Below are 11,141 nucleotides of genomic sequence, written 5' to 3' on the forward strand. Positions count from 1 at the left end.
TCCCGCCTCCGTGGCTGATCGACCCGTACTGCCGGAACGCTTGAGCGACGGTTGGGTTCGCCCAGTATGGAACATCGGGCGATGGAACCCGTTCCAAACATTTGGAAGAGGACCATGGCTAGATCGACAAAAAACTGGTCTGCAAAGGTGAACGAGGAGAGTGACGCGCTCGATCTCGAAGAAGATGTCTTTTTGCGGGACGACCCCAAGGACGTCGCGCGGTCGCTGAAACGATCCGCTGAACGAAGCGACCGACGTAATACCGAGCCGTTTCGCTCCGCGATGTCGATGCTGACTTTCTACATCAACCGTGCGGGCGAGAACCTGCGCGCCAGACAACGCCGCGTGCTCGAGGATGCGAAGGACGAATTACGAACGCTCTATGGAAGGAAGAGGAAAAACGGATGACTGCGAAACAGACGGCGAACAGGCGAGAGACCGGAAAGCGGATCGCGAAGCCTGTGCGTAGCGACGATCCCTCCCACGAGTTTTCTCAGGAGGCGGCAGAAAACCGGAAACCTGCCGGGCGTTTCGGTCTGTCTGAACCGGTCGACCAAACGCAGGCGCAGACCCGCAAGTCGGAGGGTGTGGATCCAAGCAGAAAGCCCGCACGCGGCTGACCCCCATTCAGCAGTATGCGGGCTCCGAGCTTAAGGCGGACTCTCGCTTGCAATTCATCTAATCGGGGAGTGCAACGCCTTTCGAGCGCCGCTACTTGGGCTACCATCGATCGTTTGGACACAATCGGTTCATCAGCCAACGGAGCTTGCTTTGCGCCCCATCGCGGCGAGCGCATCCCGCACTTCCATGGACCCGGGATTCAATGCAGGTAGCGGGTGTCCCGCCTACCTCGGTTATCTCCGGTCTTCGGCCACCGACAGGCCTCTCTTCTTGTGTGCCCCTTTCTGGGTGGCTAGCTTAGGCAAAGACATTGGGGGGACCGATGGGATCAAATAGCTATTGCTGCGACGCGCCAGAAGCGTTTTTTCCCGCCCGCGTCCTTGTCACCAGACCGAAACTGGATGGCGAAACGGTCGCATCGGGCGACTACATTCTCTCACTTGAGGGAAAGACAGGCGTGTCAACAATCCTTGCCCCCCGCGCTGGGCGGCTCTATCTCGAAGTATCGGCTGGTCAAGAAATTAAGGCCCTGCAGCCACTTTTTTCGATAATGCCGAGATTTGGCTGGAACAAACCCATGTCTCGTCGCAGTCCCCGGGCGAATAGAGTCTACAGCGGATTAAAGAACTTCGCGTATTGGGGCTTCATCTGCGGCATGCTGGCATATGTGTTTTCTGGTCTTCTTGGACGCGCTTACGACGCTGTTGCCCAGAATGAGTACGTCGACATGCGCATATCGCACCTGCTGAATGGCTATGAGGCAAACGCATTGTCCAAGGCCCCTCAACTTGAAGTCCAGCTGCCGACCGAACGTGATGTCAATCCTGCAAGCCACTCGCCAGAGGCAATTGTATTCGACCCGAGTGAGCCCGCACCAATGTTGGAGATCCCCGGTGACGCAGAACTGGTGGGAGATATATGGTGACGTGGCAATCCTCCTCTGGGAGCCGATATGCGTTTGTCACGCTAGCGCTCTTGCTTGCAGCCAGCGGCGATTTGCAGGCCGATTCCGCTTTGTATATTGACGGCGGTCAGGGACAGAAATGGGGCTGGGCAGTCGATTATCCGACCCTCTCTCAAGCAATGGCGCGTGCCAAGCAAGAGTGCGGCGAAGATTGTGATGCTGTAATGGGGTTTCGCGACGGGTGTGGAGCATGGGCTGCTGATCAGGTACCTGGCTCCAGTGCGTGGGGATGGGCTCGTGGAGAGACTGCCGAAGCCGTCAGAGACGAAGCCACGGCATTCTGTCGAGAACGGGCCGGCGGAACGGGTAATTGTGTCGTTCGTGTGTGGGGGTGCAACACGACACAGAAAAGCAGCTTGGCTTCATACAGCGAAAACACACGACTCGTCCTTACTTCGCTGATCCTGACGACAACGCACAAGTACGACACGAGCCCGTTCGCACATCGTCAAGTCCACTATTGCGGCTACACCAAGGTTCCGCTGGAAGAAGCCGCAGCGTATGGTGAAACTATAGACAGGATTCCCAACTCGTGGCTATCGTCGGGTGGTAGTGAATATGGCTATTTTCTGGTGACTGAGGGAACGCATCTTTCCAGTATTGAAAGGGGGAGGCTGGATGCTAGCCCGATCACGAGGCGGTTCCTAGAGAAGGTGAAGGAAACGAAATACTTCGACGACCGGCTCGTGCGGGACCCGGAGGGGTTAGGTGAATCACGCTTTGCGACGAACGGCTACCAACACAATTTCGATGGCGGCACTCATCCGCCTCATTATGAGGTGCTGTATCAGGGCGCCCAGATGATACTGCCTTCCGAGGATACATATGAGCAATATCGGGATATGATATGCTCTTTGCCGGTTGAGAATTACCCGAAACTGAATCTTGATTCTGTTGATCTTGGGGAGTTTTGACCCATAGCTTTACGACCACCTGAACGGTACCCCAGGACCTCGCTCTCCTGCACCATGCGTTATACACGACTGCCTGGTCGAAAGACAGCGCGCCTAATTGAATGTGGCTTCGTCGCGAAAAAAGCCTCGCCGATCAACTTGTACCGTTTCCTCCCATCCTTCCGGGGGCATAATTGCCTGCGACTTTGCTAAGAAGGTCACTTGGCCGCCCGTCAATCTTTTTTTCAGTACGGTCCGCCCACTGAGATGACAAACCGACTCATCTTCCCGTTGCCTTCCGAAGAGGACCTGCGCGAACTCACCGCCTTCAGGCAGGAGCTTCATCGCCACCCGGAACTTTCGGGAGAAGAAGGCGAGACGGCCCGCCGGGTCTGCGACATGCTGACCCGCACTAAACCCGACAAGCTGCTGACCGGGGTGGGCGGGCACGGTATCGCCGCGATCTATGACAGCGGCGCTCCTGGGCCGACAATTCTATTTCGCTCAGAACTGGACGCGCTGCCGATCCAGGAACTCGGCGACGTAGAGCATCGTTCGACAGTCCCAGGCAAGGCGCATCTGTGTGGGCATGATGGCCATTCCACCATTCTGCTCGGCCTGGCACGCATCCTGTCACAGGCGCGGCCGACCAGCGGCAAGGTAGTGCTGATGTTCCAGCCGGCGGAGGAAAACGGTGCCGGTGCGGCCGCCGTTGTGGCCGATCCCCGCTATCTGGAATTCAAGCCGGACTGGGCATTCTCGCTGCACAACGCACCCGAGGTGGAGTTCGGTTCTGCAAAGCTCGGCGTCGGGCCGGCGAATTGCGCGTCGCGCGGTATCCGCATTCGCTTGACGGGCAGCACTGCGCATGCCTCCCGACCCGCCGACGGCCGCTCCCCGATGCCGGCCGTTTGTGAGTTGATGCCCGCCCTGGTAGGCTGCGGCAGCGACAAGCCACTCGGGCCGGGCTTCACCATGGTCACCGTAACGCATGCATCCATGGGCGCGGAGTCCTTCGGCGTTGCGCCGGGGGAGGCGAAGATCATGGCGACGTTGCGTACCGTCTATGACGACGACATGGAAGATCTCGTCTCACATGTTGAGGGCCTGATCGCCGATACTGCTAGGGACCATGGCTTGTCGTTCGACGTCAGCTACGACGATGTCTTCACCGCCTCGATCAACGATGCAGAGGCGACGGCCATTCTTGCCGATGGTATCGAGCGCGCGGGTGTAACGCGGATCAACCAGACTGTACCGTCTGTCGGGTCGGAAGATTTCGGACAGTTCGGTTTAAGCGGTGCAAAAGCAGCGATGCTCTTCCTTGGCTCGGGGCCCGACTGGCCGCGGGTGCACACGCCGCAATACGACTTCCGAGACGAGTTGATCCCGATCGGCATCCGCATATTCTCGGAAACGCTGGCGAGCTGCATGGAAAATCAATGAGGGGGCAGGATCACACGGCCCACATTCCGCGATATTGGCCAGGCGGCGCAACAAGGATTTATAGCCGTTGCCAGGTTGCATCTGACGGGAAGATCGAGACCGATCACGCCTGCCCACGTTGTGCACTTTGGCAAATTTGCATTTAGGGGCTTCGATTCGACCGCTCGTTGCTGTCTACGATCCTGCATTGCCCCGAGCAGAAGCTCCTGTCCTGCGCCCGTATCGATGTAATAGCCTGCCCGCACGGAATGATTGCTGTCCCGGCTGAAAAGCGCAACGAGCCTCCGGAAGACCTCCAGCCCGTACCAACTGTTCTCGATGACCAGGGTGTCGAAGACCAGGGCCATTTCCCTGCGCTTACGGTCTGGAACGAGGGAAGTTCTCAGCTCGTCGTATTCAATCCCCTTTATCGCAAGCGCTTCTTCGACGGCGTGGCGTAATGCCTATATTTCCCTGAACATGCATTGATACGCGGCCTGTTCAGGGGTAAGCGCTCGCAGGTTCTTCATGCGCTGCTGATGCAGCACAAAGACTGGTTCGGCGTGAAGGAGCTATCGGAGCTGGCCGAAGTGTCGCCCGCGAGGGTTTCCGAGACGCTCACGGCGCTTGAGCGCTTTGAACGGCTCACCGTGAAAGGGAAAGGCCCTTCCAAGGGACGCAGGCTCACCGATCCCGGCGCACTGCTGGACGAGTGGCAGAAACAGAGGCTCGCAGCGCGGCGCCAAAGCTACCGCAGGTTCTATCTGTCCTCGCACGATCCTGAGGCGATAGCCCACCGGCTTGCCGATACCTGCGAGCACCTCGATCTTGAGTACGTCCTGACTGAGCAAAGCGCGGCACAGGCCTATGCACCGCACCTTACCTCTGTATCGCGCGTGACCTGCCGTTTGCTCTCCAGCCGCCGGGCCAACGACCTTTATGCGGAACTGGAAGTAAGGCCGGTGAACGAAGGCGCAAATCTCGATGTCATAGAGACCCGTTCGCGCGGAGAGTTTCTGTTTCGGGAACGGGCCGGAAACCTTTGGCTCGCAAGCCCCGTGCAGGTCTATCTGGACCTGCTGCGCAGCGGCGGGCCCGGAAAGGAAATGGCCGAACACCTGCGGCGAGAAAGGATTGGCTTCCGATGAACAAACCCGCTCAGGCCAGCGGCTTTAAACAAGAGGTCACAGAGAACTGCGAACGGGTTATCGTGACGCTGCTGCGCGGCCTCGGCCCTTGGAAAAATTCGGCTTACCTTGTGGGCGGTCCCACACTGCGCTGACGCCGGAGCCGGCACTCATCTTCTGCCGCTACTGCGGCATCTGCGGCAGGTCGAAGAAGCGGCGATAATAAGGGGCGTTGAAAAGCGGGTTGGTTTCTGCCGGCGCGCGAGGTCACGGCAATGTTGTTGACAGCTTGCGGCACATCATCCAGCCCTCGGCAAGGGGACGCGCTTCGACGGTTTCCGCAAATGGAGATTGTGCCGCGACAGGGGCCACGGCGCACCCCGAGAAGGCCAGGAAAATGGTGGTGACAAAAAACGGCGAAGAATCGCTGCACACACGGTGGCAAATACACGATCATCTTCAGTCTCCCGAAACGTCCTTCTCCCTGCTCCGGAAGGCGGCAGTCGGGTCTACCGCCTTCGTCGGTGTCAAAATCGTCCAGCCGCTGTGAGCGGCATGGGCTCATCCCTCGCGGTTACGCGTAGGTGACGGCCGTGAGGCGCTCTGCGCTGACAGAAACATCAGTGTCGAAGCCACTGTCCGGCGGTTCCACCCGGCAGTTTCCGCCTTGGCAAGCAACCCTTCAAGCCACGGCTTGAACGTTGAGCGGCATTCCGCCTGATGGCCAACGAAATCGCTCGGCGGACAATTCGGTGGAGCGATCGTGCCGATATTGGGGACCATGTTCATGACAGCCTCCCTGATCGATGATGCCTGCGCCCGTAATCGGGCGCAGGCCTCGCAGTTGATCTAGAAGTCCATTCCTGCGCCGGCGGGCAGGGCGGGCGCGGTGTCCTTCTTCGGCTTCTCAGCCACCATCGCCTCGGTCGTCACCAGCAGACCGGCTACGGAGGCTGCGTCCTGCAATGCGGTACGAACGACCTTTGCCGGGTCGATCACACCCTGCTTGTAGAGATCGCCGAATTCGTCGGTCTGGGCGTTCCAGCCCCAACCAAACTCGGCCTTCTCCCGCAGCTTGCCGACGATGATCGAGCCTTCGGCACCGGCATTTTCGGCGATCTGGCGGACCGGCGCCTCGATCGCGCGGCGGACAATCTCCACACCCGTCCGCTGATCCGCGTTGTCGACCTGGATGGTCTCCAGTGCCTTGGCCGCCCTCAGCAGAGCGACACCACCGCCAGGCAATACGCCCTCTTCGACCGCGGCGCGCGTAGCGTGCAACGCATCGTCCACCCGGTCCTTGCGCTCCTTCACCTCGACCTCGGTCGAGCCGCCGACGCGGATAACAGCAACGCCGCCAGCAAGTTTGGCGAGACGCTCCTGGAGCTTCTCGCGGTCGTAGTCCGAGGTCGTCTCCTCGATCTGCGCCCTGATCTGCTTCACGCGACCTTCGATTCCAGCCTTGGAGCCGGAACCGTCCACGATCGTGGTGTTCTCCTTCTCAATGACCACCTTCTTGGCCCGGCCCAGCATCTGGAGGGTGACGTTTTCCAGCTTGATGCCGAGATCTTCGCTGATTGCGGTACCGCCGGTAAGGATGGCGATGTCCTCGAGCATAGCCTTGCGGCGATCGCCAAAGCCCGGTGCCTTGACCGCAGCCACCTTGAGGCCTCCGCGCAGCTTGTTGACGACAAGAGTCGCCAGAGCCTCACCCTCGACATCTTCAGCAATGATCAGCAGGGGCTTTCCGGACTGGACCACAGACTCGAGAACCGGAAGCAGTGCCTGAAGATTGGAAAGCTTCTTCTCGTGGATCAGCACGTAGGGTTCGTCGAGCTCGACGCGCATCTTGTCCTGGTTGGTGATGAAGTAGGGCGACAGGTAGCCGCGGTCGAACTGCATACCCTCGACAACCTCGAGTTCGGTCTCGGCAGTCTTGGCTTCCTCGACCGTAATCACGCCTTCATTGCCGACCTTCTGCATGGCCTCCGCGAGAAACCGGCCGATCTCCTTATCGCCGTTTGCCGATATGGTACCGACCTGCGCGATCTCGTCGTTCTTCGAGATCTTCCGAGCATTCGCCTTGAGCTCGGCGACCACTGCGTCGACGGCCTTGTCGATGCCGCGCTTCAGGTCCATCGGATTCATGCCGGAGGCCACGGCCTTGGCACCTTCCTTCACGATCGCCTGAGCCAAGACGGTTGCGGTCGTGGTGCCATCGCCGGCGAGATCGTTTGTCTTGCTTGCGACCTCGCGCACCATCTGGGCGCCCATGTTCTCGAACTTGTCCTCAAGCTCGATTTCCTTGGCGACAGTCACGCCATCCTTGGTGATGCGCGGGGCGCCGAACGATTTGTCGATCACGACATTGCGGCCCTTGGGGCCGAGCGTGACCTTTACCGCATTGGCGAGGATATCGACACCGCGCAGCATGCGCTCGCGCGCGTCGGAATGGAACTTGACTTCCTTAGCAGCCATTGGATCACTCCTTCAGTAGGCAGCTTTCGTTGACTGGTTGAGCAATGGAAGAAGCCTTACGCGGCCTTCTTCAGTGCGGCGGTCGCTTCGATCACGCCCATGACGTCGCTCTCCTTCATGATGAGGAGGTCTTCGCCGTTGAGCTTGATCTCGGTGCCGGACCACTTGCCGAACAGGATGCGGTCGCCAACCTTCACGTCGAGCTCGACCAACTTGCCGGTGTCGTCGCGGGCGCCGGAACCGACGGCGATGACTTCGCCTTCCTGTGGCTTTTCCTTGGCGGTGTCGGGGATGATGATGCCGCCGGCCGTCTTTTCCTCGGCTTCGATGCGGCGGACCAGGATACGGTCATGCAATGGACGGAACGTCATCTCGTTCTCCTTCAGGACAAACAAATTTTGAGAGGTTCCTCCGCACCGGACCGGGTCCGGTACGGGGTGCGCAACCCTTGCGGCATTGCGCGCACATGGAGCTAGTTTGAGAAATTTGACGTTTCAAGAGGGCTGGCGAAAAATTTTGGCACTTGGTCGTTACGAGTGCTAGGGGCCTGAAATCGTGCAACTTTCTACGGCACCCGGAACACAAAAAGGCTTGATTTTTTCGAAGGAGACGACAAAATTTTCGCCATGGTCGCGTTATTGAAACGCGCCAACAAAAAATGGTCGCAACTGGAGTTTGGAACGGCAATCCGAAAGGAGGTAAGCTATGGGCCGAACCGATTTCTCAACGATCATTCCGTCACTCGCGCCTGAAGCAGAGGATGTCGCGCTTGATCGCCTGTTGTCCCCATCGCGCCATTACAAGCATCCCGATGATGTTGTTCGCGACCCGGAGCTAAATATGGGCGAGAAACGCGCCATTTTGTCATCCTGGGTGTCAGATGCGTGCGCGGTTGAATCGATGCCGACCCTGCGCCGCCCGCCGGGTACTCCACAGCCAATCTCATTTAATGTCATCATGGATGCCCTGCATCGACTGGATCACCCGGACGAGGCGAGAGCGATGGCGCGCAAGGCGATGCCGGATGGGCATTGGCAGCGACTGGATGCCTGACGTTCAAACGGGAACTTGGAGACTTGAATGGCCAAGACGGTGAGCAGAGAGTTTCATTTGCAAATGGAAGGATATGGCCTGACCACGGCAGAAATCCACTATCACATGCCGGACCATCCCAGCCTTCTTCAGCTCTATGTCTGGCAGGAATACGACCTTGCGCCCGGCTTCCCCGAACTGCGCGGGTTCCTGGAATACTGGCGCGAGACGCTGGAAGGGCCGCTTCATTCCGTGCGCGTCGCCCACCACCGTCTGATCAGACCATCGGAATGGAGGGCCGTCGACGGCATCATATCAGTTCATTGAGGGACAAGGTCGGCGGTAGGCCGAGCGACAGACGGCTTAGGGTGCGTCGCTGCGCAGCGGATGCCTTGTGACCACCTATATTGCCGCAGTCTCATCAGGTCTTTCCGAGGATACAATTGCGTCCACTTTGCTAAGAAGGTGCCGGCCTCGCCCCTAGCTCTGCTATCCAGCCACGCGCACTCCGCCGCTGGGAGCAGCGTGGACCTGGGCAATGACGGTTTGCAGGGCGTTCGGCACTAAAGCATCCGCGTGTTTCTTATCGCCGCAACAGAGATAGGTCTTTCAACGCAGATAAGGCAGCAGCCAGACGATATAGAGTTCTTGTTCGTCCTCCACCGACAACCGTCGATCGCACCGCTTAGGTGTTTCGGCTCTCGCCGCCTTCCCTTTGGTCTGCGTTTCGGGCTTGCCGCTGACGGCTCCAGGTTTGAACCAGCATCTCAGCTCGCGCTTCACGGTCTGCAGGACCTTCGTCAGGAGCTTCCGAGCGCCGTAACTCCTCGCACATCAAAGCGAGATCGCGCGGTGTGAATATACCATCGTTAACGGGTTTGGCGGACATCGTAGCCATCTCCGAACCTTTGGGGCGAGAGCATGATGGTCGCAAACAGCCGTCAGCGCCCTTAGAAAATGGCTGACGATGTACCCAGTCTCACAGATTGCGGGCCTGCTGGCCAGTCACTTCATATTACGGTCGGCGGGCAGCCTGGGGGGTTCACGCAGGATATTATGTTCTGTCACTGTTGAGATGGCTGGTTCGCACCCTTGACGAGTTACCTGCTTCAGTTGGAAGAAATGCCGGGGACATCGGCGTTGCGGTCATATCACGTCAGTTCGCCGCCCCCGCGCCTGATATGAACTCTGCGGCCTACGACCCCTGACTGGCAACCTCGGCTTTGTGAAACAACCGCTGTCTGCGCACCCAAGTCAGGTTTCGGCCCCTGGCGGGAGGCCGCCTCGGATACTGATCGACGCTTCCCAGCACCGTTCGACGTGTTGCTATAACTAACGGTCGTCGCGTTTAATGAATTGATGGCTGTTATCCAGAACACCGGGCTTCTCAGTCAGGACAGCCAGAGCCAGCCCCGCGTCATCGAAGAGACGAAACCACTCGTCCCATCCCACGAGCTCGAACCCGCCGGCATTTGGAGGTCGCTCCGCTTGATCCTGATCTTCATAGGCCACTTGATCGAAGGCGATAAGGAGATGCGGTTGAACGCCCGGTTGTGACGACACATCGACTACGGCTGGGACGCCCATGCGTGCCGCTGCCCAAGCTCGTATCGCATTGTGGTCCGTCAAGATCTGCTGTCTAGCCATAGTGCCCTCCTGCCGTGGAAGCGCAACCAACCGTGCCCACTCATCCTTGCTTTGGGACATTTCGTCTACTGCACCGCATCCTGGGAAGTGGCGAAGACATCACACTTCGTCGAAACGACTTCCTTCGCGCGAAGGCCTTCGCGACAGGGCGGCCTCGTCATCATCATTTGGCAACGCCTCGTCACTCTGCTGGAAGGCGTTGTCGTCATCCTCTTCTAGAGGTTTGCTCGATTCTTCGGAACTGAACTCAAGCTCCCCAACGTCCAGCAACCTGTCTGAAACGACCGGGCCGGATTCTGCTTCTTCTTGACCCTGCTCTTCGACGAAAAGGGCCTTGGGCATATCAGTTCTGGCGTCATAGTTTCGCCTGCTCATGGTCTGCTCCCTTTCTCGCAAGTTGTTCTCAGCGGATTGCCGCCTTACGATTTTCCGCCGTCGTTGGAGCGGGCCTTGTCACCCTTCTTGATGCTGGTCGTCGTCTTTGCATCTGCGCTCTGACCGAAATCTGTTCCCCCCAGATGACCGCCGCTGGTTGTGTGTTCGGCCACTTTTTCGATGCGTTCTTGAATCTCTTTTTTATCGGTCTTGCTCATTTGAAAACCTCCTTTCCGATGTTCACCAACCCGCTCATAGCAAGTCCGTTCCAGATAAAGCTGCGCGAGATGACCGGCTAGTCGGGAGACAGGCGTCGAGCCTTGAAAGTGAGTTCGCATTCGAACAAGGACTGTTTGTGGGCATTGAGGACGACAATACGGAACGTACGATCGTTCCCCTCCGGCACCTCATCGACGGCCATTTCGGTTATTGCTTGTACCGCTTCGCGGAACGCTTCTTCTTCGTTCCTGAATTCCAGCCCCTTAGAGCCCGTCTCGAAAGGGTTGAGTAGCTGGCGCGGTCGTGATTCCGAATTGGGTGTCGAAGCCTATTCGGAGAGACCTGATGTGGACGCCAGCT

General features: G+C 58.6%; 15 protein-coding genes. 9 read left to right on the forward strand and 6 right to left on the reverse strand.

Annotation, left to right across the window (positions count from 1 at the left end):
- Positions 1-114: 114 nt before the first annotated feature.
- From ACVJNE_RS23230 to ACVJNE_RS23260, 7 genes are all read left to right on the forward strand, one after another.
- Positions 115-408, forward strand: coding sequence for a DUF3175 domain-containing protein (locus tag ACVJNE_RS23230; RefSeq protein WP_499569116.1), 294 nt, complete (start codon positions 115-117; stop codon positions 406-408).
- Between the two features lie 535 nt (positions 409-943).
- Complete coding sequence (locus tag ACVJNE_RS23235) at positions 944-1,546, forward strand: hypothetical protein (RefSeq protein ID WP_499569117.1); 603 nt, start codon at positions 944-946, stop codon at positions 1,544-1,546.
- Between the two features lie 50 nt (positions 1,547-1,596).
- Entirely contained in the window at positions 1,597-2,499 is a 903-nt protein-coding gene (locus tag ACVJNE_RS23240; RefSeq protein ID WP_499569118.1) for a DUF4189 domain-containing protein, read from the forward strand.
- Positions 2,500-2,745: 246 nt separating this feature from the next.
- Positions 2,746-3,924, forward strand: coding sequence for an amidohydrolase (locus ACVJNE_RS23245; protein ID WP_499569127.1), 1,179 nt, complete (start codon positions 2,746-2,748; stop codon positions 3,922-3,924).
- 167 nt (positions 3,925-4,091) lie between these two features.
- Positions 4,092-4,364 (forward strand): hypothetical protein, encoded by a 273-nt coding sequence (locus tag ACVJNE_RS23250; protein WP_499569119.1) that lies wholly within the window; start codon positions 4,092-4,094, stop codon positions 4,362-4,364.
- A 24-nt stretch (positions 4,365-4,388) separates the two neighbouring features.
- The gene (locus ACVJNE_RS23255; protein WP_499569120.1) at positions 4,389-5,051 is read left to right on the forward strand and encodes a type IV toxin-antitoxin system AbiEi family antitoxin; all 663 of its coding nucleotides are present in this window, start codon (positions 4,389-4,391) and stop codon (positions 5,049-5,051) included.
- Positions 5,048-5,185, forward strand: coding sequence for a hypothetical protein (locus ACVJNE_RS23260; protein WP_499569121.1), 138 nt, complete (start codon positions 5,048-5,050; stop codon positions 5,183-5,185). Before ACVJNE_RS23255 ends, ACVJNE_RS23260 begins: the two co-directional genes overlap by 4 nt.
- 694 nt (positions 5,186-5,879) lie before the next feature.
- Here ACVJNE_RS23260 and groL read toward each other — a convergent pair.
- Together groL and groES are read right to left on the reverse strand one after the other, a co-directional pair.
- Positions 5,880-7,508: a chaperonin GroEL gene (gene groL / locus ACVJNE_RS23265; RefSeq protein ID WP_499569122.1), complete on the reverse strand. Its 1,629-nt coding sequence runs from the start codon at positions 7,506-7,508 to the stop codon at positions 5,880-5,882.
- 56 nt (positions 7,509-7,564) lie between these two features.
- Complete coding sequence (gene groES, locus ACVJNE_RS23270; protein WP_444727693.1) at positions 7,565-7,879, reverse strand: co-chaperone GroES; 315 nt, start codon at positions 7,877-7,879, stop codon at positions 7,565-7,567.
- Positions 7,880-8,213: 334 nt separating this feature from the next.
- On the opposite strand from groES, the gene ACVJNE_RS23275 reads away from it, so the two are divergent.
- Positions 8,214-8,561, forward strand: coding sequence for a hypothetical protein (locus ACVJNE_RS23275; protein ID WP_499569123.1), 348 nt, complete (start codon positions 8,214-8,216; stop codon positions 8,559-8,561).
- 27 nt (positions 8,562-8,588) lie between these two features.
- A complete protein-coding gene (locus ACVJNE_RS23280) occupies positions 8,589-8,867 on the forward strand; it encodes an usg protein (protein ID WP_173194432.1) in 279 nt (92 codons plus the stop codon).
- Between the two features lie 1,005 nt (positions 8,868-9,872).
- Here ACVJNE_RS23280 and ACVJNE_RS23285 read toward each other — a convergent pair.
- The 4 genes from ACVJNE_RS23285 to ACVJNE_RS23300 form a co-directional block, all read right to left on the reverse strand.
- The gene (locus ACVJNE_RS23285; RefSeq protein WP_499569124.1) at positions 9,873-10,187 is read right to left on the reverse strand and encodes a hypothetical protein; all 315 of its coding nucleotides are present in this window, start codon (positions 10,185-10,187) and stop codon (positions 9,873-9,875) included.
- A gap of 99 nt (positions 10,188-10,286) precedes the next feature.
- Positions 10,287-10,562, reverse strand: a complete 276-nt coding sequence (locus ACVJNE_RS23290; RefSeq protein WP_499569125.1) for a hypothetical protein — start codon at positions 10,560-10,562, stop codon at positions 10,287-10,289.
- A gap of 44 nt (positions 10,563-10,606) precedes the next feature.
- Positions 10,607-10,780, reverse strand: coding sequence for a hypothetical protein (locus ACVJNE_RS23295; protein WP_499569126.1), 174 nt, complete (start codon positions 10,778-10,780; stop codon positions 10,607-10,609).
- 77 nt (positions 10,781-10,857) lie between these two features.
- Positions 10,858-11,040, reverse strand: coding sequence for a DUF6894 family protein (locus ACVJNE_RS23300; protein ID WP_499569128.1), 183 nt, complete (start codon positions 11,038-11,040; stop codon positions 10,858-10,860).
- Positions 11,041-11,141 lie beyond the last annotated feature (101 nt).

The organism is Mesorhizobium sp. DxT (assembly GCF_058448885.1).